At 73.3% G+C, this 24,738-nt stretch carries 21 protein-coding genes; 14 read left to right on the top strand and 7 right to left on the bottom strand.

Features of this window, described 5'->3' with window-relative positions:
• Positions 1 to 3 precede the first annotated feature (3 nt).
• Entirely contained in the window at positions 4 to 765 is a 762-nt protein-coding gene (locus JOD66_RS11635; RefSeq protein WP_239545203.1) for an enoyl-CoA hydratase-related protein, read from the bottom strand.
• 128 nt (positions 766 to 893) lie between these two features.
• A complete protein-coding gene (locus JOD66_RS11640; RefSeq protein ID WP_204837038.1) occupies positions 894 to 2,084 on the bottom strand; it encodes a RimK family alpha-L-glutamate ligase in 1,191 nt (396 codons plus the stop codon).
• Positions 2,085 to 2,137: 53 nt separating this feature from the next.
• On the opposite strand from JOD66_RS11640, the gene JOD66_RS11645 reads away from it, so the two are divergent.
• From JOD66_RS11645 to JOD66_RS11690, 10 genes are all read left to right on the top strand, one after another.
• Complete coding sequence (locus JOD66_RS11645) at positions 2,138 to 2,605, top strand: ATP-dependent zinc protease family protein (RefSeq protein ID WP_204837039.1); 468 nt, start codon at positions 2,138 to 2,140, stop codon at positions 2,603 to 2,605.
• Positions 2,592 to 3,551 (top strand): succinylglutamate desuccinylase/aspartoacylase family protein, encoded by a 960-nt coding sequence (locus JOD66_RS11650; protein ID WP_204837040.1) that lies wholly within the window; start codon positions 2,592 to 2,594, stop codon positions 3,549 to 3,551. The genes JOD66_RS11645 and JOD66_RS11650 overlap by 14 nt, the downstream gene beginning before the upstream one ends.
• Positions 3,552 to 3,587: 36 nt before the next feature.
• Positions 3,588 to 5,093: a molybdopterin-dependent oxidoreductase gene (locus JOD66_RS11655; RefSeq protein WP_204837041.1), complete on the top strand. Its 1,506-nt coding sequence runs from the start codon at positions 3,588 to 3,590 to the stop codon at positions 5,091 to 5,093.
• An 81-nt stretch (positions 5,094 to 5,174) separates the two neighbouring features.
• Positions 5,175 to 5,861 carry a fasciclin domain-containing protein gene (locus JOD66_RS11660; protein WP_204837042.1) on the top strand — a complete coding sequence of 229 codons (687 nt, stop codon included), beginning with the start codon at positions 5,175 to 5,177 and terminating at the stop codon, positions 5,859 to 5,861.
• 49 nt (positions 5,862 to 5,910) lie between these two features.
• Positions 5,911 to 6,519, top strand: a complete 609-nt coding sequence (sigK, locus tag JOD66_RS11665) for an ECF RNA polymerase sigma factor SigK (protein WP_204837043.1) — start codon at positions 5,911 to 5,913, stop codon at positions 6,517 to 6,519.
• Positions 6,516 to 7,250: an anti-sigma factor gene (locus JOD66_RS11670; protein ID WP_204837044.1), complete on the top strand. Its 735-nt coding sequence runs from the start codon at positions 6,516 to 6,518 to the stop codon at positions 7,248 to 7,250. The genes sigK and JOD66_RS11670 overlap by 4 nt, the downstream gene beginning before the upstream one ends.
• Positions 7,250 to 9,277, top strand: coding sequence for an FAD-dependent oxidoreductase (locus JOD66_RS11675; protein WP_204837045.1), 2,028 nt, complete (start codon positions 7,250 to 7,252; stop codon positions 9,275 to 9,277). Before JOD66_RS11670 ends, JOD66_RS11675 begins: the two co-directional genes overlap by 1 nt.
• Positions 9,274 to 10,554 carry a class I SAM-dependent methyltransferase gene (locus JOD66_RS11680; RefSeq protein WP_204837046.1) on the top strand — a complete coding sequence of 427 codons (1,281 nt, stop codon included), beginning with the start codon at positions 9,274 to 9,276 and terminating at the stop codon, positions 10,552 to 10,554. The genes JOD66_RS11675 and JOD66_RS11680 overlap by 4 nt, the downstream gene beginning before the upstream one ends.
• A complete protein-coding gene (locus JOD66_RS11685) occupies positions 10,551 to 11,783 on the top strand; it encodes an SAM-dependent methyltransferase (protein WP_204837047.1) in 1,233 nt (410 codons plus the stop codon). Before JOD66_RS11680 ends, JOD66_RS11685 begins: the two co-directional genes overlap by 4 nt.
• Entirely contained in the window at positions 11,780 to 12,586 is an 807-nt protein-coding gene (locus JOD66_RS11690; RefSeq protein WP_204837048.1) for a DUF1295 domain-containing protein, read from the top strand. The genes JOD66_RS11685 and JOD66_RS11690 overlap by 4 nt, the downstream gene beginning before the upstream one ends.
• 6 nt (positions 12,587 to 12,592) lie before the next feature.
• On the opposite strand, the gene JOD66_RS11695 is transcribed toward JOD66_RS11690, so the two are convergent.
• Positions 12,593 to 14,830 carry a glycosyltransferase family 2 protein gene (locus tag JOD66_RS11695; protein WP_204837049.1) on the bottom strand — a complete coding sequence of 746 codons (2,238 nt, stop codon included), beginning with the start codon at positions 14,828 to 14,830 and terminating at the stop codon, positions 12,593 to 12,595.
• Between the two features lie 197 nt (positions 14,831 to 15,027).
• Here JOD66_RS11695 and JOD66_RS11700 point away from each other — a divergent pair, with 197 nt between their 5' ends.
• A complete protein-coding gene (locus JOD66_RS11700; RefSeq protein ID WP_204837050.1) occupies positions 15,028 to 16,581 on the top strand; it encodes a chitinase in 1,554 nt (517 codons plus the stop codon).
• Positions 16,578 to 17,339 carry a tyrosine-protein phosphatase gene (locus JOD66_RS11705; RefSeq protein WP_204837051.1) on the top strand — a complete coding sequence of 254 codons (762 nt, stop codon included), beginning with the start codon at positions 16,578 to 16,580 and terminating at the stop codon, positions 17,337 to 17,339. Before JOD66_RS11700 ends, JOD66_RS11705 begins: the two co-directional genes overlap by 4 nt.
• A 358-nt stretch (positions 17,340 to 17,697) precedes the next feature.
• On the opposite strand, the gene JOD66_RS11710 is transcribed toward JOD66_RS11705, so the two are convergent.
• Genes JOD66_RS11710 through JOD66_RS11725 form a run of 4 tightly spaced genes read right to left on the bottom strand, consistent with a single transcriptional unit; the run spans position 17,698 to position 22,055 of the window.
• Positions 17,698 to 18,336: an MBL fold metallo-hydrolase gene (locus JOD66_RS11710; protein WP_204837052.1), complete on the bottom strand. Its 639-nt coding sequence runs from the start codon at positions 18,334 to 18,336 to the stop codon at positions 17,698 to 17,700.
• Positions 18,336 to 19,439, bottom strand: coding sequence for an S-(hydroxymethyl)mycothiol dehydrogenase (locus JOD66_RS11715; RefSeq protein ID WP_204837053.1), 1,104 nt, complete (start codon positions 19,437 to 19,439; stop codon positions 18,336 to 18,338). The genes JOD66_RS11710 and JOD66_RS11715 overlap by 1 nt, the downstream gene beginning before the upstream one ends.
• Positions 19,440 to 19,452: 13 nt before the next feature.
• A complete protein-coding gene (locus JOD66_RS29475; protein ID WP_204837054.1) occupies positions 19,453 to 20,397 on the bottom strand; it encodes a PDR/VanB family oxidoreductase in 945 nt (314 codons plus the stop codon).
• On the bottom strand, positions 20,394 to 22,055 hold the full coding sequence (locus tag JOD66_RS11725; protein WP_204837055.1) for an HAL/PAL/TAL family ammonia-lyase: 1,662 nt from the start codon (positions 22,053 to 22,055) through the stop codon (positions 20,394 to 20,396). Before JOD66_RS11725 ends, JOD66_RS29475 begins: the two co-directional genes overlap by 4 nt.
• 102 nt (positions 22,056 to 22,157) lie before the next feature.
• Between JOD66_RS11725 and JOD66_RS11730 the strand changes: the two genes are divergently transcribed.
• Positions 22,158 to 23,336 carry a cytochrome P450 gene (locus JOD66_RS11730; RefSeq protein WP_204837056.1) on the top strand — a complete coding sequence of 393 codons (1,179 nt, stop codon included), beginning with the start codon at positions 22,158 to 22,160 and terminating at the stop codon, positions 23,334 to 23,336.
• Positions 23,333 to 24,709, top strand: a complete 1,377-nt coding sequence (locus JOD66_RS11735; RefSeq protein WP_307823458.1) for an FAD-binding oxidoreductase — start codon at positions 23,333 to 23,335, stop codon at positions 24,707 to 24,709. Before JOD66_RS11730 ends, JOD66_RS11735 begins: the two co-directional genes overlap by 4 nt.
• Positions 24,710 to 24,738: the final 29 nt, after the last annotated feature.

Here is a 24,738-nt window from a genome sequence, read left to right on the forward strand (position 1 = left end):
GTCTCAGCCCTTCTTCCGGGTCAGGAAGGCGGTCATCGCCTCGCGCGCCTCGTCGGACCCGAACAGCCGCGCGCTCAGCTCGACCAGCTCCTCGCCGTGGGTGTCGATCCGCTCGAGCAGGTCGGCCGCGAGCAGCCGCTTGGTCTCGCGCAGCCCCTGGGCCGCGCCGGTGGCGAGCCGGCCCACGACGTCGTCGACCTTCGCCTGGAGGTCGGCGGCGGGCACCGCGAAGGTCGCGAGCCCGTAGTCGGCGGCCTCGGCGCCGGTGAACACCTCGCCGCCGAGGGCGGTCCAGGCCAGTCCGCGCGGCGTGAGCCGGGGGAAGACGGTGAGCGAGATGACCGCGGGAGTGAGCCCGAGCTTGACCTCGGTCAGCGCGAAGGTGGCGTCGTCGGCGACCACGACGACGTCGGACGCGGCGACGATGCCGATGCCACCGGCCCGCGCCGCGCCCTCGACGACCGTGACCACCGGCTTCGCCGACGCCACGATCTGGCGCTGCAGCGCCACGATCGCCCGCGCCCCCTCCTGCATCGGGACCGTCGAGGCCTCCGACAGGTCCGCGCCCGAGCAGAACACCCGCCCCGACGACCGCAGCACCACCACGCGTACGTCGTCGGCCTCGTCCGCGGTCGCCAGGTGCGCGACCAGCTCGGTGACCAGCTGGCGCGAGAGGGCGTTGCGGTTGTGCGGCGAGTCGAGGGTGATCGTCGCGACGCCGTCAGCGACGTCGAGGTGGACCAGCTCGGCGGGTGCGTCAGTCATGCGGGCCATCCTGCCGCGTCGGGCCGGCCGTCGGTGGTCGGGTCCGCCCGTCGTATCTGACGAACGGGTCGCCGAACCGTCGGGTTCACAGCCCGTTCGTCAGATGCGCGGAGGGAGACGCCAGCCCCTCACGCCTCGTGGATCGGCGTCTTGGGCAGCTTCTTGACCCGCGCCCGGCGCTTGGGGCGCGCCGGGATCATCGAGCGCATCTCCTCGAGCTTGCCGAAGCACAGCAGCCGGTCCTCGGCCTCCAGCACGTGGTGGGGGAAGGGGTTGGGGATGACCAGGGTGCCGCGGTGGAGGGTGAGCACGGTGATGTCGCGGTCGCGCAGGCCGGAGTCGCCGATGGACTTGCCGACGAGGTCGGCGTCGCCGTGGACGACGAGCTCGGCGACGCCGTACCCGGTCGACACCGACAGCCGCTCGCGGACGTCGATCTGCGGGAAGGCGACCTGGTTGTCGATGTAGTCGATGATCGCGCCGGCGACGTCGAGCTTCGTGGCGGTCTCGATGCCCTCCAGGCCCGGGGAGGAGTTGACCTCCATCACCAAGGGCCCGGCCTTGGCCTCCAGCATGTCGACGCCGGCGACCTTGAGGCCCATGATCTGGGCGGCGCGGACGGCGACCTGCTCGTACGCCGGGTCCAGGTCGACCCGCTCGACGCTGCCGCCGCGGTGCACGTTGGAGCGGAACTCGTCGCCCTGGGCGACCCGGCGCATCGCCGCGACCACCCGGTCGCCGACGACGAGCGCGCGGACGTCGCGCCCGCGCGACTCCTTGACGAAGCGCTGGATGAGGACCTGCTGCTTGGTGCTCTGCAGGGTCTCGATGATCGCCTCGGCGACCTTGATGCTGGGGGCGAGGATGACGCCGATGCCCTGGGTGCCCTCGAGCAGCTTGATCACGACCGGCGCGCCGCCGACCCGCTCGATCGCGGGGATCACGTCGGCACGGTCGCGGACGAAGGTCGTGGCGGGCATCCCGATGTTGTGGCGCGAGAGGATCTGGGTGGCGCGCAGCTTGTCGCGGGAGTTCGCGATGCCGTTGGCGGTGTTGGGCGTGTAGACGTCCATCTGCTCGAACTGGCGCACGACGGCGGTGCCGAAGTAGGTGATCGAGTTGCCGATCCGGGGCAGCACGGCGTCGTAGTCGGAGAGCTGCTTGCCGCGGAACTGCAGGTCGGGCTCGTCGCCCGACAGGTCGATGGCGAAGCGGAGCGTGTTGAGCACCTTCACCTGGTGCCCCCGGTCGAGGGCTGCGGTGCGCAGCCGCTGGGTGCTGTAGGAGCGCGGGGCGCGGGAGAGGATCGCGAGCTTCATACCCGACCTGATTGGATTGGGGTGTGGTCAGTGCCCATTCAAGCAGCCCGCCGGTGGTCGCCGGCTGGCGCGAGTGGGTGCGCCTGCCGGGTCTGGGCGTGGGACCGGTCAAGGCCAAGCTCGACACCGGTGCCCGCACCTCCGCCCTTCATGCCTTCGACCTCACCTCCTTCGACCGCGACGGCGCCGACTGGGTCCGCTTCTCGGTCCATCCGTGGCAGCGCTCCGCCGAGGACGCGGTCTACGTCGAGTGCCCGGTCCACGACCGCCGCACGATCCGCAGCTCCACCGGCCACACCCAGGAGCGGTTCGTCGTCCTCACCGAGCTCGAGCTGCTCGACCACACGATCACGACCGAGGTGACGCTGACCCGCCGCGACGAGATGGGCTTCCGGATGCTCGTCGGCCGCGAGGCGCTGCGCCAGGGCTTCCTGGTCGACTCCGGTCGCTCCTATCTCGGCGGGCGGCCGCCACGCCGGGTGCGCCGCAAGAACCGGGGGCGGGCCGATGGCCCTGCGTGAGTCCTTCGCGATCGGCACCGTGCGGGTCCGGGCCGGCTCCGCCAAGGAGGTGGAGCTCCCGATCACCCGCCTGGTGACGGGCGGCGACATCAGCCTGCCGGTGCGGGTCCTCCACGGCCGCGAGCCGGGGCCGACCGTGTGGGTCAACGCCGCGATCCACGGCGACGAGGTGATGGGCGTCGAGGTGGTGCAGCAGATCGTGGCGAGCCTGTCGCCCAAGACGCTGCGCGGCACGGTGCTCGCCGTACCCGTGGTCAACGTGTTCGGCTTCATGACCGGCGACCGCTATCTCCCCGACCGCCGTGACCTCAACCGCTCCTTCCCCGGCTCGGCCCGCGGCTCGCTCGCCAGCCGGATCGCGCACCTGTTCATGACCGAGGTGGTCGGCAAGTGCGACGTCGGCATCGACCTGCACACCGCCGCCGACCGGCGCTCCAACCTGCCCCAGATCCGCGCCGACCTCGACGACCCCCGCACCCGCGAGCTCGCCGAGACCTTCGGTGCGCCGGTCATGCTGCACGCCCGGCTCCGCGACGGCTCGCTGCGCCAGGCCGGCCGCGAGCGCGGCGCCCGGGTGCTCCTCTACGAGGCCGGGGAGGCGATGCGCTTCCAGGCCGAGCCGATCGCCGTCGGCGTCGCGGGCGTACGACGGGTGCTCGCCTCCCTCGGCATGATCGACCCCGACCCGGCGTGGGCCGACCACCCGGCGCCCGCCGAGTCCCGCTCCAGCGGGTGGGTGCGCGCCCGCGGCACCGGCATCCTGTACCTCGAGGTCCGGCTCGGCGACCGGGTCGAGAACGGCCAGCGCCTCGGCGGGCTGTCCGACACCTTCGGCCGCCGGGTCCGGCTGGTCCACGCCGACCGCGACGGGATCGTGATCGGGCTGACCCGGGCGCCGATCGTCAACGCCGGCGACGCGCTCGTCCACATCGCCACGCCGGTCTGACCCATCCCGACCGGGGGTCGGCGACGAACCCCCTGCATGCGCAAGCTCATCTGGGCCGGGTACGGCGTCCTGGCGACCCTGTTCGGCATCGGCCTCGCCCACCTGGCCGCCGCCCTGACCCACCCCGCGGCCTCACCCGTGCTGGCGGTCGGCTCGGCGGTGATCGACCGCACCCCCACGCCGATGAAGGAGTGGGCGATCCGGACCTTCGGGAGCGCCGACAAGGCCGTCCTGGTGGGCTCGGTGCTGGCCGGGGTGCTGGTGCTGGCGGCCGTGGCCGGCGTGCTCGCCCGGCGCCGGTTCGCGGTCGGGGCCGGGCTGCTGGTCGCCCTGGTCGCGATCGCCGCCGCGGCCGTGCTGACCCGGCCGGAGGCGGAGCCGCTCGACCTGGTCCCCTCCCTCGTGGCCGCGCTCGCCGCGCCCGCAGCGCTGCGGCTGCTGGGCCGCACCCACCACGCGAGCGCCGCCCGCGAGGGGGGTGACGGCCGTCGCGCGCTGCTGCTGACGGTCACCGCCGTGGGCGCGATGGCCGCGGTGGGCGGGCTGGGCGGGCGGCTGGTGACCCGGCTGCGCGCCCGTCCCGAGGACGTCGCCCTCCCCGCACCGGCCGATCCCGCGCCGCCGCTGCCGCGCGGCCTGGACGACCAGGTGCCCGGCATCACCCGGTTCCGTACGCCGACCGCCGACTTCTACCGGGTCGACACCCGCCTCGACGTACCCGTGATCAGCGCCGACGACTGGACGCTGAGCATCGACGGCGACGTGGACCGGAAGGTGACGCTGAGCTTCGACGACCTGCTCGCGATGCCGCTGGTCGAGCGCGACATCACGCTGACCTGCGTCTCCAACAGCGTCGGTGGACCGTACGTCGGCGCGGCGCGCTGGCTGGGCGTCCGGCTGACCGACGTGCTCGACCTCGCCGGCATCGGCTCGACGAAGGCCGACCAGATCCTGTCGACGGACTTCGCCGGGATGACGATCAGCACCCCGCTCGCGCTGGCCACCGACGGCCGCGACGCCCTGGTGGCGGTCGGCATGAACGGCAGGCCGCTCCCGCGCGAGCACGGCTTCCCGGTGCGGCTGGTGATCCCGGGGCTGTACGGCTTCATCAGCGCCACCAAGTGGCTGCGCCGCCTCACCCTGACGACGTACGACGACCAGCAGGCCTACTGGACCGAGCGCGGCTGGGCGACGGACGCCCCGATCAAGATCAGCGCCCGGATCGACACCCCGAAGGCGCTGGCCGAGCTGGCCGCCGGCGAGGTGGTGGTCGGCGGCGTCGCGTGGGCGCAGGAGCGGGGCGGGATCGCCGGCGTCCAGGTGCGCGTCGACGGCGGTCCGTGGGTCGACGCGCAGCTGGGCCCGGACGGCGGCGACGACTACTGGCGCCAGTGGTTCCACCGGTGGTCCGCCGCTCCCGGCTCGCACCGGATCGCGGTGCGGGCCGTCGCCGGCAACGGCGAGCCGCAGGCCGCGGTGCGCGCCGAGCCCTTCCCGAACGGCGCCTCCGGCCTGCACGAGCTGCTCGTCCGCGTCTCCTGAACCAGCTCGGGATCCGCACCAATCCGGTTCTCGCCCCACTCCGAATCACCTGCACACCGACCCTCTACGGAAGGCACCACCATGAAGCTGCACCGCCTCACCCGCACGGCCGGCGCCACCGCCGCCGTCCTCGCCCTGTCCGTCTCCCTCGCCGCCTGCGGCGACGACGGCGACAGCGGCGCGAGCGACAGCACGCCGAGCGCCGACTCGGGCATGACCAGCGACGCGCCGAGCTCTGACGCGGCCGCCGAGGGCGCCGGCGCGCAGACCTTCGGCCCCGGCTGCTCGGCCATCCCGACCTCGGGCGCCGGCTCCTTCGACGGCATGGTCAAGGACCCGGTGGCGACCGCCGCGAGCAACAACCCGCTGCTGAGCACCCTGGTCACCGCCGTCACCAGCATCGACGGCCTGGCCGACACCCTCAACGGCGCGCCCGCGCTGACCGTGTTCGCGCCGTACAACGACGCGTTCGCCGAGATCCCGGAGAAGGACCTCAACGCGCTGGTGATGGAGGGCAAGGAGAAGGGCCAGGACAGCCCGCTCTACAAGATCCTCGCCCACCACGTGCTCGGCGAGAACGACGCCCCCGACGCGGTCGCGGGCGACAAGGACACCCTCGCCGGCGACCAGCTGACCATCGAGGGCGACGCCGAGAGCGGCATGACCGTCTCCGACGGCACCGTCACCGCGAAGGTGCTGTGCGGCAACATCCCGACCGCCAACGCGACCGTCTACGTCATCGACAAGGTGCTGACCGGGGTCAAGTGACCCGTTCCGGGCACTACCCGCACACCCTTCGACCCGGAAGGATCACACCATGGATCCGATCCCCGGCGACCCGGCCGGCGCTCCCCACGCGGGGGCGCCGGCCGGCGGTCACGGCCCCGACCTCGGCGCGCTGCTTCGCCAGTCCGCTCGCGGCGACAGCGCCGCCTTCGCCGAGCTCTACGACGCCACCGCGGCGCGGGCGCACGGCCTGGTGCTGCGGGTGGTGCGCGACCCGGCCCAGGCCGAGGAGGTCACCCAGGAGGTGTTCCTCGAGGTCTGGCGCCAGGCCAGCCGGTACGACCCGGAGCGCGGCAGCGCCCTCGCGTGGCTGATGACCATCGCCCACCGCAAGGCGGTCGACCGGGTCCGCAGCGCGGAGGCCGCGACCCGGCGCGACGTGACCTGGGAGCAGAGCAACCAGGCCGTCGAGCACGACACGACCGTCGAGGCGGCGCACGCGTCGCTCGAGGCCCGCCGGGTCCGGGCCGCGCTCGAGCAGCTCACCGACGTCCAGCGCGAGGCGATCGAGCTCGCGTACTTCGGCGGCTACACCCACACCGAGGTGGCCGCCCTCCTCGACCTGCCGGTCGGGACCGCGAAGACCAGGATCCGCGACGGCCTCATCCGGCTGCGCGACACGATCGGAGTAGGCCGATGACCGATCACGACCAGTCCCCCGGGTGGGACGCGCACGCCCTGTCCGGCGCCTACGCCGTCGACGCGCTCGACGACGTGGAGCGCGCCCGGTTCGAGGCCCACCTGGCCCAGTGCGCCGACTGCCGCGAGGAGGTCGACGGCCTCCGCGAGACCGCGGCGCTGCTCGGCACCGCCGACCTGGTGTCGCCGCCGGCCGCCGTCCGTGACCAGGTGCTCGCCGGCATCGAGCGGATCCGTCCGCTGCCCCCGCGCCGCGCCGGCGGTGCCCGCACGGTGCTGCGCCGTCGTACGCCGCTGCTGCTCGCCGTGGCCGCCGCCGTCGTGCTGCTCCTCGGCGTCGGCGTCGCCACGCTGCAGCCCTGGGCGGGCGACGAGCCCCAGCAGCTGACCGCGGCCGAGCGGATCCTCGCCGCCCCCGACGCGAGCCGGGTCGAGAAGACCTTCCCGGACGGCTCGACCGCCACCGTCGTGGTGTCGCGCAGCGAGGGCCGGGCGCTGATCCGGACCACCGGCATGGCCCCGGCTCCCGAGGGCCGGGCCTACGAGCTGTGGCTGCAGACGCCCGCCGGCGAGATGGTGCCCGCCGGGCTGATGCCCGACGAGGCGGACACGACGTACGTCCTCGACGGCGACGCGTCCCGGGCCACCGGGGTCGGGATCACCGTCGAGCCCGACGGCGGGTCCCCGCAGCCGACCGGCGACCCGATCGCGCTGTTCGCCCTGGACTCCTGATGACCACCGCGACCCCACGACGGATCGCCGTGGTGGGCTCCGGCGTCGCCGGGCTCACCGCGGCCCATCTCGCCGCGCGCGCCGGCGCCCAGGTCACCCTGCTCGAGGCCGACGACCGGCTCGGCGGGCATGCCGACACCCACGTCGTCACCGACCCGACCGGACGCGAGCTGCGCATCGACAGCGGGTTCATCGTCCACAACCGGCGCACCTACCCGGTGCTGACCGGCATCCTCGACGAGCTCGGCGTACCGACCCAGGAGTCGGAGATGTCGATGTCCACCAGCGACGAGGTGACCGGCCTGGAGTGGGCCGGCGCGCTCGGGCGCCGTGGGCTGTTCCCCGCGGGCGCGGGCAACCACCGCAACCCGGCGTACCTGCGGATGCTGGTGGACATCCCGCGCTTCCACCGCGCGGCGCGACGGCTGCTCGCCGCACCGCGGGAGGGCGACCTGACGACACTGGCCGCCTTCCTCGACCACCACGGCTTCTCGCCGTACTTCCGGCGGCACTTCATGGAGCCGCTCGTCGCGGCGGTGTGGTCGTGCGATCCCGACCTGGCGCTGGACTACCCGGCGGCGTACCTGTTCGCCTTCCTCGACCACCACGGCATGCTCGCCGTCTTCGGCTCGCCGCCGTGGCGCACGGTCACCGGCGGCTCGGCGAGCTATGTCGCCGCGATCGCCGCCGCGGTCGAGGCAGCCGGTGGCCGGATCCGGACCGGCGCCCCGGTGCTCGCGGTCGAGGAGACCGACACCGGCGTCGAGGTCACCACGCCCGCCGGCCGGGAGGCGTACGACGCCGTGGTGGTCGCCACCCACCCCGACCAGGCGCTCGGGATGCTCGCGGCGCCGACCCGGGAGCAGAAGGAGGTGCTCGACGCGATCCCGTACTCCACCAACACCGCGCTGCTGCACACCGACACCCGGCTGCTCCCCCGCGCCCGCGACGCGTGGGCGTCGTGGAACTTCCGCCGCCCCCGGGTCGCCCAGGAGCGGGTCCGGGTCACCTACGACCTCACCCGCCTGCAGCGGCTGCCCACCGACACCCACTACCTGGTCACCCTGGGCGGCGAGGACGCCGTCGACCCCGCGACCGTGCTGGTCCGGCGTACCTATGCCCACCCGCTCTACACGCCGGCGTCGGTCGCCGCCCAGGCCCGGCTGGCGGAGATCGACACCGACCGGATCGTGTTCGCCGGCGCCTACCACGGCTGGGGCTTCCACGAGGACGGCGCACGGTCCGGGCAGCGGGCCGTCGAGCGGCTCGGCCTGGCGGCGGGGGCGAGCGGCACGGGCCCGGCCGCCACCACCTACGCCACGACGCTGACCCACCGCCGGCGCGAGCCGCTGCGCAACACCTTCACCCACCGCTCCCACCTCACCGTCGTCGACCTCGACTGGGTCGCGGACGACGGCTCGGTCGACGGCGTGCGCGGGCGATACCTGGGGCGCGACCACTTCGGGGGCGACACCGCCTCGGTGCGCGAGGGCCTGGACCGGTTCCTGGCCGCGCACGACCTCGACCTGCGGGGCGGCCGGGCCCTGACGGCCACCCATCCCCGCGCCTTCGGGCACTGCTTCAACCCGATCACGGTCCACTGGTGCTGGGCCGCGGGTGCGGAGGGGGGCCGTCCCGCAGCCACCGTCGTCGAGGTGCACAACACCTACGGCGACCGGCACGCCTACCTGCTGGACCCGGGGCGGACCACCGCGGAGGGACGGTTCGTCGTCGAGAAGGCCATGTACGTCTCTCCCTTCCACGGCACCGACGGCCACTACGAGGTGCTCGCCCCGCCTCCCGACCCGGCGACCGGCCTGCTCCGGCTCGGCGTCCGGCTGGTGACCCGGGACGGCGCCCGGTTCGACGCGGTGCTGACCGGCAGCCCGACGTCCCCGCCCCGCCTCCCCCTCGCGGGCCTGCGCGGCGCTGCCCTGATCCGCGCGCACGGCGTCGCGCTGTGGGCGCGCCGCCTCCCCGTCCAGCCCCGTCCGCGCCACGACTCGCCCGAAGGAGGGCTCCGATGACGCTCACCGCCTCCCCCACCACGACCTGGCCCGGCCTGGCACCGGTGCCCGAGGGCACGCTGTCCGCCCGGATCGCCGAACGCCTGTTCCGCGCCGCCGTCGCGCGGCGGCGCATCACGGTCCGGCTGCGCCGCCCGGACGGGACCGTCGAGCGGCTCGGGCTCGGCGGACCCGCTGTCGTGGTGCACCGTCCGGCCGAGCTCTTCGCCCGCATCGGCCGGGACAAGCTGATCGGCTTCGGCGAGGCCTACCTGACGGGCGCCTGGGCTGAGGACGGCGTGCCCGGGGACGGCGTGCTCGGGGACTTCCTCACCGTGCTCGCCGCGGACATGGCGGACCTGGTGCCGCACAGCCTGCAGCGGCTGCGCGGAGTCGTGTCACCGCGCCTGCCGCGCAGCCACCGGGGGACCCGCGAGAACACGCAGGCCAACGTGGCCCACCACTACGACCTGTCCAACGACCTGTTCGCAGCCTTCCTCGACCCCACCCTGTCCTACTCCAGCGCCCTGTTCGAGGACCTCGGGAGCGCGCTCTCCGAGGACTTCGCCGGCGCCCAGCGGCGCAAGGTCGACCGCCTGCTCGACCGGGCCGGCGTCGGGCCCGGCACCCGGCTGCTGGAGATCGGCACCGGCTGGGGCGAGCTCGCGATCCGGGCCGCCGCCCGCGGCGCCACCGTACGGTCGATCACGCTGTCGGTCGAGCAGCAGGCGCTGGCGCGGGAGCGGATCGCCGCGGCCGGGTACGCCGACCGGGTCACCGTCGACCTGTGCGACTACCGGGCCCTGCTCGACGAGACCGCCGCGGCCTACGACGCGGTCGTGTCGGTGGAGATGATCGAGGCCGTCGGTCGTGAGTTCTGGCCGTCGTACTTCCGCACCATCGACCATGCGCTCGCGCCCGGTGGCCGGGTCGCGATCCAGGCGATCACGCTGCCGCACGACCGGATGCTCGCCACCGGGTCGACGCACACCTTCATCACCAAGTACATCTTCCCGGGCGGCGCGCTGCCCTCGGTCCGGGCGATCGACCAGGTGACCAGCCGGCACACCGGCCTGCGGATCACCGACGACCTCGCCATGGGCCGGCACTACGCGCCGACGCTCCAGCGTTGGGACCGGGCCTTCCTCGCCTCGCACGAGCGCGTCACGGAGCTCGGCTTCGACCCGGTCTTCGTCCGGATGTGGCACTTCTACCTGGAGTACTGCCGCGCGGGCTTCGCCGCGGACTACATCGACGTGCACCAGCTGAGCCTCGCCCGGCCGGAGGAGGTCCGATGACGACGGTCGCGGCCGATCTCGAGCAGGCGCTGCGCCCCTTCGTCGGCGGCGACCTGCCGGTGCGCCTGGTCGCCTGGGACGGTACGACGGCCGGCCCGGTCGACGCGCCCGTCGTCGAGCTGCGCTCCCGCGACGCGCTGCGCCGGCTGCTCTGGCATCCCGGCGAGCTGGGGGCCGCGCAGGCCTACGTCACCGGGGAGCTCGACGTACCGGGGGACCTGGACGCGGCGCTCAGCCACGCCTTCGAGGTCGCCGCCGAGCGCGGCCTGCCGGGACGGCCGTCGCTGCGGGCGCTGGCGGGCGCGCTGCGGACCGCGGTCGGGCTGGACCTGCTCGGCCGCCCGCCCGCGGCGCCGGCGACCCAGGCGCGGGTCCGCGGCCGGCTGCACAGCAAGGACCGCGACCGGCGGGCGATCAGCCACCACTACGACACCACCGCCGACTTCTACGCACTGATCCTCGACGAGCGGACCATGGCGTACTCCTGCGGCTACCACGCCTCACCGGACCAGCCGCTGGCCGACGCGCAGGAGGCCAAGCTGGACCTGGTCTGCCGCAAGCTCGGCCTGGAGCCGGGGATGCGGCTGCTCGACGTCGGCTGCGGCTGGGGCTCGCTGTCGCTGCACGCCGCCGAGCACTTCGGCGTCCGCGTGGTCGGCGTGACCATCTCGGCCGAGCAGCGCCGCTTCGCCGAGGCCGCGGCCCGGCGTCGGGGCGTGGCGGACCTGGTCGAGCTCCGGCTCTGCGACTACCGCGACGCGGTGCCGCTGCCCGGCGCGGAGTTCGACGCGGTGGCGTCGCTGGAGATGGGCGAGCACGTCGGGGAGCGGAACTACCCGGCGTACGCGCGGGTGCTGCACGACTCGGTCCGGCCCGGCGGCCGGGTGCTGGTCCAGCAGATGTCGCGCGGTGCGAACCACCCCGGCGGTGGGCCGTTCATCGAGTCCTTCATCGCACCCGACATGCACATGCGTCCGGTCGGCGCGACCATCGAGCTGCTGGAGGCCGCCGGGCTGGAGCTGCGCGGGGTCGAGGCGCTGCGCGAGCACTACGTGCTGACCGTGGCGGGCTGGTTGGAGCGGTTCGAGGAGAACCTGGACGCGATCACCGCCCTGGTGGGCGAAGAGCTGGTGCGGGTCTGGCGGCTCTACCTGGTCGGCGGCTCGATGGCATTCCGCGACGGTCGGATGGGCGTCGACCAGCTGCTCCTGCGCAGGCCGGCCGGATGACGGTCGTCCTCAGCATCCTGCTCTCCGTGGCCGCGGCGGCCGTGGTGATGGCGGCGACCGCGCTGGTCGCCCGCCGCCAGGGCCGGGTGGCCGTCGTCGACGTGGCCTGGGGGGCCGCGTTCGCCGGGGCCGCGCTGGTGTGTGGGGCCGGTGCGGTCCTGGCCGACGTGGGATCGGACTGGCGGACCGCTGTCCTGGTGGCGCTGGTCGTGGCCTGGGGCGGACGGTTGGCCTGGCACATCGGACGACGTACGGCGGCCCACCGCGGCGAGGACCCGCGCTACGAGAAGCTCCTCGGCGGCACCCTCGCGGAGGTCGGCATGGCCCGTGCCGTGCGCAAGGTGTTCGCCCTGCAGGGCGCCCTCGTCCCCGTCATCGCGCTGCCCGTGTCGGTCGGCGTGGTGCTGTCGGTGCGCTGGACCCCCGTCGTCGTGGCCGGCGTCGTGGTCTGGGCGGTCGGGCTGTTCTTCGAGGCCGTCGGCGACGCCCAGCTCGCGGCCTACCGTGCCCGGCCCCGCGACCAGCGCCCGCCGGTGCTCGACACCGGGCTGTGGGCCTGGACCCGGCACCCCAACTACTTCGGCGACGCCTGCGTGTGGTGGGGCCTGTGGCTCGCCGGCGGCCTCGCGTCCGGCTGGGTCGCCGGGCTGGCCACGGTCGTCGCGCCGCTCGCGATGACCTGGTTCCTCAGCGAGGCGACGGGCGCCAAGCTGATCGAGCGGACCATGATGCAGCGCCCGGGCTACCCGGAGTACGCCGCCCGGACCGCGCGCTTCGTGCCGCGGCCGCCGCGGCGGGCCTGACCCGGGTCAGCGGCGCCGCACCGACCGGGGCCGGGCGATCCGGCGCCGGCGGTCGCCCTTGCTGCGCAGGTCGCGGCCCAGCCGGCGGTCGCCGTGGTAGAGGATGCCCTGCCAGTCGACGGCCTCCTCCCCGGACGGCTCGACGGCGACCGGTCCCGAGCGCCGGATCGGCACGTACAGCCAGTTGACCACGCCCATCGCCATGTCGACGACCGAGGCGCGCAGCCCGATGTAGGCGCGGATCGCGACGGCGCACAGCGTGGCGTTGAACAGCGCGAAGGCCAGGTTGCCCCAGTTCTCGTGCTGGTAGCTGCGCCACGCGGTCACCAGCGAGTAGCCGACCACCAGGTAGGGAACCAGCACGTGGAAGCCCGGGGCCGCCGTGCGGTTGCGGACCTTCGGGGTCCGGGCGAAGGGGATCTTCTCGCCGGTGAAGGCCTGCTGGATCGACTTCAGGACACCTGCCAGGTTGACCGGCAGCAGCACCAGGTTGAACCCGTAGATCCGGAACACGTCGAGCCGGCGGTGGCCGCACAGGCGCAGGTCGCTGGCCATGCACAGGAAGTACGGCAGCGCGGCGCCGATGACCAGCGGCGACAGCAGCCGGCCGTCGTAGGGGTAGAAGAGGAGCAGCAGCAGCGCGAAGGTCGCCCAGGCGATCGAGGCCATGTAGTTGAGCCGCAGCGCGAACTCGCCCCACCGGATCGGCAGGCCGGCCGCGGCGCGCGGCTTCCGCTGCGCCCAGAACTTGGGGAAGATCAGCAGCCCGCCGTTGGCCCAGCGCCGGCGCTGCACGACCAGCGAGCCGAAGTCGGGCGGGGTGGCGCTGTAGCTCAGCCGCTCGGGGTAGTTGATCAGCCGCCAGCCCGCGGCGGCCAGGTCGATGCTGGACTCGGTGTCCTCGATGACCGTGCGGTCCTGGATGTAGGTGCGGATCTCGACGCCGCCGACGGTCTCGACCTGGACGATGTCGTCGAGCGCGCGGCGGCGGATCACGGCGTTCGCACCGACCCAGAAGGTCGCGTCGTGGTAGGTCATCCCCTGGTGCAGGATGTGCTGGATGTCGGTGGTGGCGCCGGCGATCCGCTCGATCCGCGTCGGGGCGCCCCGGTACGACGAGTACGGCGTCTGGGTGATCGCGACGTCGTCGTTCTCCGGCTGCTCGAGGAAGTAGACGAGCCGCAGGCAGTAGTCGCGCAGCAGCTGGGAGTCGGCGTCGAGGGTGAGGACGTACTCGCTGCCGGGGATCACCAGGTCGCCGGCGCCGGCCTCTTCGGGCGCGACCCGGGACAACAGGGCGCCCTCGGCCGACTCGGCCGGGCGCCAGGTGCCGCCCATCAGGCCGAGGTAGGCGTTGATGTTCATCGCCTTGTTGGCCTCTTGGGACAGCGAGGCGTAGCGCTTGCGCTCGAAGCCCTCCAGCCGGGCCCCGAAGATCCACACCAGCCTCCGGTGCAGCTCACGGACTCGGGCCGCGGGCATCCGGCCGCCCTGGTCGACAGCGGCCTCGATGGCGAGCAGCGAGAGCCGCAGCTCGCTGGCCAGGCCCATCAGCACCTGGTCGACGAAGAACTCGGCGACGTGGTCGGCGACCACCTCGTGCTCGGCCATCTCCTCGAGCCAGGTGGCGGCGGCGTCGTACTCCTCGGCGAGGGCGACCAGCCGCTCGGTGCCGGCGTCGGGGTCGCTGCCGAGCGCGCGGTCCGCGGTCGCGTACGCCGCGGCGGCCCGGTCCCGCGGCACCGCGAGCGCCGCCTCGATGTCACCGGACAGGGCCCGGGTGGCCTCGAGCCGCGCGACCACCTCCGGGTCGGTCGGGAACGGCGGGTCGTCGACGAGGAGCACGACCCGCAGGTCGGGGTACTCCTGCAGCGCCGCGCTCCACAGCGTGAGCCGGACGATGTCGGGCTCCTCGGCGTACGAGGGCACCAGCACGGTCATCGCGTGGTGGTCGTCGTCGAAGTGGGCGTCGAGCAGTCCGCGGGGCACCCGCTGGTGCGCCCGGAACCTCTTCAACGCCCCCTGGCGGGCGACGAGGTACATCAGCGCGGAGAAGCTGAGCATCGTCACGACGGCCAGGTAGGAGACCGCCTCCATCGTGAAGCGGAACCCGCCGACGTCGTTGAGGAAGTGCCTCACGATCGTCGAGACCAGGTAGGCGAACCAGAACAGCACGGTCGCGGTGATCGCGATCCGGCCCCAGGTCAGCGTCGCCGTACTGGGTCGCAGGTGCACGATCGGCATCGGCTCCGAGCGACGCTCCGCGCCCCACTGTCGCCGCCGTACGGGCGCGACCGTTCCTCCGCGCACAGCGGCGCTCCCTCGCATGTGAACCCTCCCCGGTTCAGCTGCTGCCGTTCGTCCCCACGCACGGCGCTCGCCTCGTAGGGTAGTCGGCGGCCGGGCTGCGGGAGGGCGAACGGCGAAGAGCGAGGGGTTGAGTGAGCGTGGGCTTGGTCGAGGGACGACGCCTGTCATGGACGCGCCTGGTGGTCGTGCTGCTGGTCGCGGGGGCGTTGGTGTTCGCCTCGTTGCGGGGCTGGCGATGGTTCCAGGACGCCCGGGTCAAGGTGACCCAGGACTCCTGGTTCGCCGGCTACGTCGACGTGACGGCGACCCCGTCGCTGCCCTTCGAGGAGCCCGAGAAGGGCGCCGGCGCGAACGCCGTGCTGTCCTTCGTGGTGGCCGCCACCGACGACGCGTGCACCCCGACCTGGGGCACCCACTACACGCTGCCCGAGGCCGGGGAGCAGCTCGACCTCGACCGCCGGATCGCCCGGCTGCACCAGCTCGGCGGGACGCCGATCGTGTCCTTCGGCGGACAGGCCAACACCGAGCTCGCCGTCGGCTGCACCGATCCCGACGACCTCTACGACGCCTACCGCGAGGTCGTCGGGCGCTACGACCTCGACGTCATCGACCTCGACATCGAGGGCGCCGCCCTCGCCGACACCGCGGCCAACGAGCGGCGGGCCGCCGCCCTGGCGCGCCTGCAGGAGAGCGCCGACGTGGACGTCTGGGTGACCCTCCCGGTCGCGCCGCAGGGGCTGACCGACGAGGGAATCGCCGTGGTGCGCTCGTTGGTCGACGGCGGGGTCGACCTGGCCGGCGTCAACGTGATGACCATGAACTACGGCGGCAGCCGCGAGGCCGGCGCCGAACTCGGCGAGACCGCCGTCACGGCGCTGGAGAGCACCCACGGCCAGCTCGCGAAGCTCTACGACGACCTCGGGAGCCATCGCACCGACGCCCAGCTCTGGCGAGCGCTCGGGGCGACCCCGATGGCCGGCCAGAACGACATCGCGGGCGAGGTCTTCACCCTCGCCGACGCGCGCCGACTCAAGTCCTTCGCCGACGGCAAGCGGCTCGGGCGGCTCTCGCTGTGGTCGCTGAACCGCGACCGGGAGTGCAGCAGCAACTGGCCCGACGTCACCAAGGTCTCCGACTCCTGCAGCGGCGTCGACCAGGCCACCGGCGCCTTCGCCCGCGTGTTGGCCGACCGGCTCGACGGCGGCCCGGTCGCCACGTCGCCCACCACCGCCACCGCGCAGCCGTCGCCGACCGCCTCCGCGACCGACGACCCGAAGACCAGCCCCTACCCGGTGTGGGACCCCGACGTGATCTACCTCGAGGACCAGCGGGTGGTGTGGAAGCAGAACGTCTACGTCGCCAAGTGGTGGACCAGCGGCGACGTGCCCGACGACCCGACCATCGAGGCCAGCGCCTCCGCCTGGCGGCTGATCGGGCCGGTGCTCCCGGGGGAGACGCCCGAGCCGAGTCCCACGGTGCCCGCCGGTACCTACCCCGAGTGGAGCGCCGGCGACGTCTACGAGGCGGGCGACCGGGTCCAGCTGAACGGTACGGCGTACGTCGCCCAGTGGTGGACCCAGGGCACCAGCCCCGAGGCCCCCTCGACCGCCGCGGCTCCCTCCCCGTGGCGCGCACTGACCCGGTCCGAGCTCGACGCCCGGCCCTCGAAGGGAGCGACCCGATGACGTCCGACGACGAGTACCTCCGGCTCGCATCGGCCGACAACTTCCGCGACGTCGCCGGCACCGGCTACGCCACCCGCGACGGCGGCCGGGTCCGCACCGGCGTGTTCTACCGCTCCAACGACCTGCGCCTCAGCGACGTCGACCTCGACGCGCTCCACGCGCTCGGACTGACCACGATCATCGACCTGCGCTCCCCCACCGAGATCGCCGTCCACCCCGACCCGGAGCTCCCCGGCGTACGCAACCTGCACTTCGACGCCATCGGCATCCCCATCGAACGGCTCTCCGGCCTCGGCAGCCGCGCCGAGGCGGTCGCGCTGATGGACGAGGTCTACCGCGGCTTCGTCGTCGAGCAGCACTGCCGCACCGCCTTCGGTGGCGTGCTCCGCCAGCTCGCCGCCGGCGGACCCCAGCTCTTCCACTGCGCCCAGGGCAAGGACCGCACCGGCTGGGTCGCCGCCCTGCTGCTCCACATCGCCGGCGTCGACGACCCGACCATCGAGAGCGACTACCTGCTCACCAACGCCCGCACCGCCGCCTCCCGGGCCCGCGTCGAGGCCGAGATCGCGAAGCACGCCGGCCCCGACCTGGTCGCCGTCTACGAGCCCACCCTGGTCGTCGACGTGGAGTACCTCCGCGCCGCGTGGGCGGCGGTCGAGGAGCTGTACGGCGACCGGTCGGCGTACCTGAGGGACGGGCTGGGTCTCGACGACGAGGTGCTCGGTGAGCTGCGGGGGCTGCTGCGGGTCGGTGCTTAGCGGGGTGCTTGGGCCGGGCTGTAACACGGTGTCCGCTGGCCTCCCTGACCCGGACCGCATGTAGCAGACCCGTACGGACCCCAGCTGGCGACGTCTGGGGTCAGGAAGAGCAGCGAACAACGTGTTACAGCGCCGTCGACGGTCGCTCCGCCGAGCGGTGGGATCGCTGCGCTCCGTGGGGGCGGTGGTGGTGTGTGTCGGTGGCGCTGTAACACGGTGTCCGCTGGCCTGCCCGACCCGGACCGCATGTAGCAGACCCGTACGGACCCCAGCTGGCGACGTCTGGGGTCAGGAAGAGCAGCGAACAACGTGTTACAGCGCCACCGATGGTCGCGCGCCGCGGTGGGCGGGGGCGGGGCTAGTCGCCGAGGAGCGCCCGCTCGGCGGCGATGGTGGTGTCCTCGCCGTGCCCGGTGTGGACCACGGTGTCGCCGGGCAGCGCGAACAGCTTGGCCCGGATCGAGGCCTCCAGGGTGGGCCGGTCGCTGAACGAGCGGCCCGTCGCGCCCGGGCCACCGTGGAACAAGGTGTCGCCGGTGAACACACAGCCCAGGTCCGGCGCGTAGAGGCACACCGCACCCGGCGCATGACCCGGCGTGTGGATCACCTGCAGGGTCGTGCCGCCCACCTCAAGGCTCTGGCCGTCAGCCAGGTCCACATCCCACAGGTACCCGGCATCACCTCCGTGGGTCAGCTCCCACAGCGGCTTGTCGTCGGGGTGCAACAAGATCGGCGCCACCACCTTCTCCCGAAGAGCCGGCGCCACCCGGACGTGGTCGTCGTGGGCGTGGGTGCACACGATCGCCTTCACCCGCCGCTCCCCCACCACGGCCAGGATGTCCTCGACGCTGTGCGGGGCGTCGATCACCACGCACTCGACGTCGTCACCGACCACCCACACGTTGTTGTCGACCTCGAACGTCTCCCCGTCCAGCGAGAACGTCCCCGAGGTGACCGCATGGTCCACCCGAGCAGCCCCAGCAGCCCCAGCAGTCATCACAGGACCACCACCGAGCGCAGCACCTCGCCGTGATGCATCTTCTCGAACGCCGCCTCGATGTCGTCGATCCCGATCTCCTCGCTCACGAACGCATCCAGGTCCAACCGGCCCTGCTGATAGAGGTCCACCAGCATCGGGAAGTCCCGCGAGGGCAGGCAGTCGCCGTACCACGACGACTTCAACGCCCCACCCCGACCGAACACATCGATCAACGGGATCTCCGGCACCTTCATCTCCGGGGTCGGTACGCCGACCAGCACCACGGTGCCGGCCAGGTCACGGGCGTAGAACGCCTGCCTCCACGTCTCCGGACGACCGACCGCCTCGACCACCACGTCGGCACCCTCCGCGCCGTCGTAGACCGACCCGCAGATCCGCTTGATCTCCTCGACCGGATCCACAGCCGAAGAGTCGACGGTGTGGGTCGCGCCCAGCTCCTTGGCCTTCGCGAGCTTCTTGGCGTCGATGTCGACCGCGATGATCGGGCTGGCACCGGCCAGTGCGGCGCCGGCGATCGCAGCCACGCCCACACCGCCGCAGCCGATCACCGCGATCGACCTGCCCCGCCCCACCGCACCGGTGTTGATCGCCGCACCGATACCAGCCATCACCCCACACCCGAGCAGACCGACCGCGGCCGGACGCGCCGACGCGTCGACCTTCGTGCACTGACCCGCCGCGACCAGCGTCTTCTCCGCGAACGCCCCGATCCCCAGGGCCGGGGACAGCTCCGTGCCGTCCTCCAACGTCATCTTCTGCTTCGCGTTGTGCGTGGCGAAGCAGTACTGCAGATCGCCCCGCTTGCAGGCCCGGCACTCACCGCACACCGCCCGCCAGTTCAACACCACGAAGTCACCCGGCGCCACCGAGGTGACGTCCGGTCCGACCGCCTCCACGACCCCCGAAGCCTCATGACCCAGCAGGAACGGGAACTCGTCGTTGATCCCACCCTCGCGGTAGTGCAGATCCGTGTGGCACACCCCGCACGAGAGGACCTTGACCACCGCCTCACCCGGACCCGGATCCGGAACGTTGATCGTCACGACCTCCACCGGCGCACCCTTCGCCAACGCCACGACGGCCTTCACCTGCTGACTCATGGACTCCCTCTCCTCACAGATCCAGGACGATCCGCGCGCCGCGGCACCGCGACACGCAGGGCATCATCATCTCGCCGCTCTCGCGCTCCTCGTCGCTGAGGACGTGGTCGCGATGGTCCGGCTCGCCTTCCAGGACGACCGTCTCACACGTGCCACACACCCCCTCCTGGCAGGAGCTGAGCACGCGGATCCCGGCCCCGGTGAGCGCGTCCAGCACGGTCTGGTCGGCGGCGACCGGGATCTCGGTCCCGTCGGCGATCTCGACCACGAAGGCATGGTCGCCCGGACGCACCGCGGCGCCGTCGCCGGCGAACCGCTCGACGACCAGTCGGGCGCCCGGCCGTGCGGCGGCGTACTCCTCGAGCGCGGTCAACAGCGGCGCCGGCCCGCAGGCGTAGACGTCGGCCTCGGCGCCCCCCAGCGCGTCGAGGGTCGCGACCAGGTCGACCGGGCCGCCGTCGGTGTCGACATGGCGGACCACCCGGTCGCCGTACGCCGCCAGCTCGTCGACGTAGGCCGCGGCCGCCTCGCTGCGGGCGAGGTGGAGCAGCCGCCACTCGGCGCCGGCGGCCTGGGCCGCGGCCGCCATCGGGAGGATCGGGGTGACCCCGATGCCGCCGGACACCAGCACGATCGGCCGCTCCCCGACGACGAGCTCGAAGTCGTTGCGCGGCACGGAGGTGACCAGCTCGTCGCCGACCGCGACGGACCGGTGCACGTGCCGGGAGCCGCCGCGGCCGTCGGTCTCCTCGAGGACGGCGATCCGCCAGGTGGCGGCGTCGGGCGCGGAGCACAGGGAGTACGAGCGGGTCAGGTCGGGACCGAGCCGTACGTCGACGTGCGCGCCCGGTGTCCAGCCTGGCAACGGGGTGCCGTTGACGGGGGCGAGCACGAGCTCGCGCACCCGCTCGGCGACCTGGCGGGCCGCGGCCACCCGGACCCGGACCTCGCCGGTCACGACCGCGTCTCCACCGTCGCGACGACGGCGCCGGAGTGGACCAGCTCGACGGCCCGGCGCAGCCACGGGTAGAGCACCCGGTCCTGGGTGAGGTGCGCGACCGGCTGGCCCTGGGTGTCCTCGGCCGACCGGACCAAGGAGCGGACCGCGCGGCCGGCCGGCGCCAGGCCCTCCTCGGTGACCTCGCCCTGCCGGATCCGCAGGTCGAGCGCCTGGGTGGCCATGAGCAGCTCGACCGCGACGACGGCCTCGATGTTGGCGACCACCTGGCGGGCGTGCCGGCCGGCGTTGTTGGCCATCGAGACGTGGTCCTCCTGGTTGGCACAGGTGGGGATCGAGTCGACGGAGTCGGGGTGGGCGAGCGTCTTGCAGTCGGACACCAGCGCCGCGGCGAGGTACTGCGGCAGCATGTAGCCGCAGTCCATGCCGACCTGCTCGCTGGCGACGAGCATGTCCGGCAGTCCGCGGTTCAGCGTGCCGTCGTCCATCCGGAACAGCCGGCGCTCGGTGATGTTGCCGATCTCGGTGACCGCGATGCTGAGGAAGTCGGCGGCGAACGCCATGTACTCCGCGTGGAAGTTGCCCCCCGACACCGCCTTGAGCGAGCGCGGCAGCGCCGGGAAGATCAGCGGGTTGTCGGTGGCGGCGTTCATCTCGTTCTCCACCAGGCCCGCGACGAAGCGCAGCGTGTCGGTGATCGGGCCGAGCACCTGGGGTACGCAGCGCAGCGAGTACGCGTCCTGCGGCGGCTGGCGGACCGGGTCGTGGTCGCGGTCGCCGTCGGTCAGCGTGGCGCCGGTGAGCAGCTCGCGGATCCGCGCGGCGACCTCGATCTGGCCGGCCTGGCCGCGCGCCTCGTGCAGCTCGGCGATGAACGCGTCGCCGAAGCCCTGGAGCGCCTCGATCGACATCGCGGCGGTGATGAGGTTGGTGGCGAGCAGGTTCTGCGCGTCGTGGAGAGCGAGGGCGGCCTGGGCGCACGAGAAGGACGTGCCGTTCAGCAGCGCGAGCCCCTCCTTGGCCGCCAGCGCGACCCGCTCGAGGCCGGCGGCGGCCATCGCCTCGGCCCCCGGTACGACGACGCCGTCGGCGCCCAGCACCTCGCCGGAGTTGCGCAGGTCCTCGTCGGCGCTCTCCCGGCCGTCGACCCCCTTGGTCATCACGAGCGCGAGGTGGGCGAGCGGGATCAGGTCGCCGGAGGCGCCGAGCGAGCCGTACTCGGGGATCGCCGGGTGCACGCCGGCGTTGAGCATGTCGACGACCAGCCGGGCGACCTCGGGTCGTACGCCGGAGTGGCCGGCCAGCAGGCTGACCGCGCGGATCAGCATGGTCGCTCGGACCAGCTCCGCGTCGACGTACCGGCCGACGCCGGAGGCATTGCTCAGCACCAGCCGGCGCGACAGCTCGGCCGCGTCGGCCGGGTCGGCGAAGGCCTGGCGGCCGGCGAGCGAGCCGAAGCCGGTGTTGATCGAGTAGATCGGCCGCTCCAGACCGGCAGCCTCGACCCACTCCTGGCTCGCGCGCAGCCGCTCGTCGACCGCGGCGTCGAGCTCGACGCGGGCGCCGTGGCGGGCGACGGCGACGAGATCGGTGAGCGTGAGCCGGGCGGCGCCGAGGACGACGACGCGGTCGGGGGTCTGCGTCAGGTGAGCGGTCATGGGCACATCGTCGCCGAGGGCGGCCAGCCACCGACAACGCGGATTCTCATGGCGCGGGAACCCTCGTTGTCGCGCATTTCCGGGCGCTCCTACCGTCCCGCCATGAACATCGCCGACGACCCGTACGACGACGCGAACCTGACCGACCCGTACCCGCTCTTCGAGCGGATGCGGGCCGCCGGTCCGGCCGTGTGGCTGGAGAGGTACGGCGTCGCGGCGTTCACCCGGTTCGCGGAGGTCCGCGAGATCCTGGTCGACCACGAGACCTTCATCTCGGGAGCCGGCGTCGGGCCGCGGAACTACCACCAGCAGCCGCCCTGGCGGAAGCCCGGCATCCTCGATTCCGACCCGCCGATGCACACGCCGCTGCGCACGGTGATGGCCGACGTGATCAGCCCGCGCAACATGCGCCCGCTGCGCGCCGGCTTCCAGGAGTTCGCGACGCCGCTGGTCGACAGGCTGCTGGACCTACGGGAGTTCGACGCCATCACCGATCTCGCCGAGCTCTTCCCCCTCCGGGTCTTCGGGGACGCCGTCGGCATCCCGCGCGAGGGCCGCGCCGAGAACCTGCTCCCCCACGGCGCGATGAACTTCGCGCAGTTCGGTCCCGAGGACGCTCGCTACGAGCACTACATGAAGGCCGGCGAGCACACCATCGAGTGGACGATGAGCAACTGCGCCCGCGAGAACCTCAGCCCCGACGGGCTGGGCGCGAAGATCTGGGCGCACGCCGACGCCGGTGTCGTCGCACCCGAGGAGGCCGCCGTGCTGGTGCGAGCACTGCTCTCCGCCGGGCTGGACACCACGGTCATCGCGATCGGCAACACCCTGCGCTGCCTGGTCGACAACCCCGACCAGTGGGACCTCGTGCACGCGACGCCGCGGCTCGCGAGGTTCGCGATCGACGAGGCGCTGCGCTTCGAGTCGCCCTTCCAGTCGTTCTTCCGGACGACGGCGCGCGAGGTCGCGTGGGGCGACCTGGTGCTGCCCGAGGACAGCAAGCTGATCGTCTTCCCGGGCGCCGCCAACCGGGACGTCGAGCGGTTCGGCCCGGACGCCGACCGGTACCTCGTCGAGCGCGAGGCCGGCGGCCATCTCACCTTCGGCATGGGCATCCACCAGTGCGTCGGCCAGCCGATCTCCCGCCTGGAGATGGAGGTGCTCTTCGGCGAGCTCGCCCGCCGGGTGCGCTCGATCGAGCCGGCCGGCGAGCCCGTCCCGTTCCTGCACAACACGCTGCGCGGGCTCAGCTCGCTGCCGGTGCGTATCGTCCCGTCGTGAGCACTTCCGGTTTCGTCTCCGCCCTCGTCGCCGAGCTCGGCCCTCGCTGCCGGGTAATCACGGACGGCGACCTGCTGGCGTCGTACCGCCAGGACATGGCCACGGTCGTGCCCGGCGGGCTGCCCGCCGCGGTGGTGCTGCCGCGCACCGTCGCCGACGTCTCCGCCGCCCTCTCGCTGGCGACCCGGTTCGAGGTGCCGGTGGTGCCGCGCGGGGCGGGGACCAGCCTGGCCGGTGGCGCGAGCGCGGTCGACGGCTGCCTGGTGCTGTCGACCGAGGCGCTCACCGCGATCCGCTCGCTGCGGCCCCTCGACCGGCTCGCGGTGGTGGAGGCGGGCGTCGTCAACGCCCACCTCGACCGCGCCGCCGCGGAGCACGGGCTGATGTACGCGCCCGACCCGTCCAGCTACGAGATCGCCACGATCGGCGGCAACGTCGCCACCAACGCCGGCGGGCTGCGCTGCGTGAAGTACGGCGTCACCCGCCAGTCCGTGCTCGGCCTGGAGGTGGTGCTCGCCGACGGGCGGGTGGTGCGGACCGGGACGGCGACCACGAAGAACGTCGCCGGCTACGACCTCACCGGGCTGCTCGTCGGCTCCGAGGGGACCCTGGGCGTGATCACGGCCGCCACCGTGCGCCTGCACCGGCGCCCCGTCGTACCGCCGACGACGGTGGTCGCGGCCTTCGCGTCGCTGGAGGCGGCGGGCGAGGCGGTGGCCCGGATCATGGCCTCCGGCCCGGAGGTCTCGCTGCTCGAGCTGCTGGACGGTACGACGCTGCGCTCGATCGACGAGTGGAAGCGGATGGGGCTCGCCGGGATCGACGCGATGCTCGTCGTCCAGGTCGACGGCCGGCTGCCCGACGACGCGGCCCAGGTCGCCGCTCTCTGCGCCGAGGCCGGCGCCGTCGACGAGGCCGCCGTCTCCACCGACCCCGCCGAGGCGGAGGAGCTGCTCGCCATCCGCCGCCTCGCCTACCCCGCCGCCGAGCGCCTCGGCCAGTGCCTGGTCGAGGACGTCGGCGTCCCCGTGTCCCGGCTGCCCGAGATGATCCGCCGGGTCGAGGCCGCCGCCGCCCGGCACGGCGTGACCGTGCTGACCGTCGCCCACGCGGGCGACGGAAACCTGCACCCGACCTTCGTCTGGGACCACGGCGTCGCCGGGATCCCGCCCGCCGTCGCGGCGGCGGCCGACGAGGTCTTCGCGGCCGCGCTCGAGCTCGACGGGACCATCACCGGGGAGCACGGGGTCGGCGTACTCAAGGCGGCCTGGCTGGAGCGGCAGGTCGGACCCGAGGCGATGGCGCTGCAGCGCGCGGTGAAGGCGGTCTTCGACCCGTTGGGGATCATGAACCCGGGGAAGGTGCTGGTCTGAGCCGCATCGGCGCGGATCGGACGAAACTG

This window comes from Nocardioides nitrophenolicus (assembly GCF_016907515.1).
GTDB classification, from domain to species: Bacteria; Actinomycetota; Actinomycetes; order Propionibacteriales; family Nocardioidaceae; genus Nocardioides; species Nocardioides nitrophenolicus.

What these genes read in the sequence shown, in the direction of transcription:
- JOD66_RS11635 (WP_239545203.1), bottom strand. Translation starts at nt 765, where the DNA reads ATGACTGACGCACCCGCCGAGCTGGTCCACCTCGACGTCGCTGACGGC.
- JOD66_RS11640 (WP_204837038.1), bottom strand. Translation starts at nt 2,084, where the DNA reads ATGAAGCTCGCGATCCTCTCCCGCGCCCCGCGCTCCTACAGCACCCAG.
- JOD66_RS11650 (WP_204837040.1), top strand. Translation starts at nt 2,592, where the DNA reads ATGGCCCTGCGTGAGTCCTTCGCGATCGGCACCGTGCGGGTCCGGGCC.
- JOD66_RS11655 (WP_204837041.1), top strand. Translation starts at nt 3,588, where the DNA reads ATGCGCAAGCTCATCTGGGCCGGGTACGGCGTCCTGGCGACCCTGTTC.
- JOD66_RS11660 (WP_204837042.1), top strand. Translation starts at nt 5,175, where the DNA reads ATGAAGCTGCACCGCCTCACCCGCACGGCCGGCGCCACCGCCGCCGTC.
- sigK (WP_204837043.1), top strand. Translation starts at nt 5,911, where the DNA reads ATGGATCCGATCCCCGGCGACCCGGCCGGCGCTCCCCACGCGGGGGCG.
- JOD66_RS11670 (WP_204837044.1), top strand. Translation starts at nt 6,516, where the DNA reads ATGACCGATCACGACCAGTCCCCCGGGTGGGACGCGCACGCCCTGTCC.
- JOD66_RS11675 (WP_204837045.1), top strand. Translation starts at nt 7,250, where the DNA reads ATGACCACCGCGACCCCACGACGGATCGCCGTGGTGGGCTCCGGCGTC.
- JOD66_RS11680 (WP_204837046.1), top strand. Translation starts at nt 9,274, where the DNA reads ATGACGCTCACCGCCTCCCCCACCACGACCTGGCCCGGCCTGGCACCG.
- JOD66_RS11685 (WP_204837047.1), top strand. Translation starts at nt 10,551, where the DNA reads ATGACGACGGTCGCGGCCGATCTCGAGCAGGCGCTGCGCCCCTTCGTC.
- JOD66_RS11690 (WP_204837048.1), top strand. Translation starts at nt 11,780, where the DNA reads ATGACGGTCGTCCTCAGCATCCTGCTCTCCGTGGCCGCGGCGGCCGTG.
- JOD66_RS11695 (WP_204837049.1), bottom strand. Translation starts at nt 14,830, where the DNA reads ATGCCGATCGTGCACCTGCGACCCAGTACGGCGACGCTGACCTGGGGC.
- JOD66_RS11705 (WP_204837051.1), top strand. Translation starts at nt 16,578, where the DNA reads ATGACGTCCGACGACGAGTACCTCCGGCTCGCATCGGCCGACAACTTC.
- JOD66_RS11710 (WP_204837052.1), bottom strand. Translation starts at nt 18,336, where the DNA reads ATGACTGCTGGGGCTGCTGGGGCTGCTCGGGTGGACCATGCGGTCACC.
- JOD66_RS11715 (WP_204837053.1), bottom strand. Translation starts at nt 19,439, where the DNA reads ATGAGTCAGCAGGTGAAGGCCGTCGTGGCGTTGGCGAAGGGTGCGCCG.
- JOD66_RS11725 (WP_204837055.1), bottom strand. Translation starts at nt 22,055, where the DNA reads ATGACCGCTCACCTGACGCAGACCCCCGACCGCGTCGTCGTCCTCGGC.
- JOD66_RS11730 (WP_204837056.1), top strand. Translation starts at nt 22,158, where the DNA reads ATGAACATCGCCGACGACCCGTACGACGACGCGAACCTGACCGACCCG.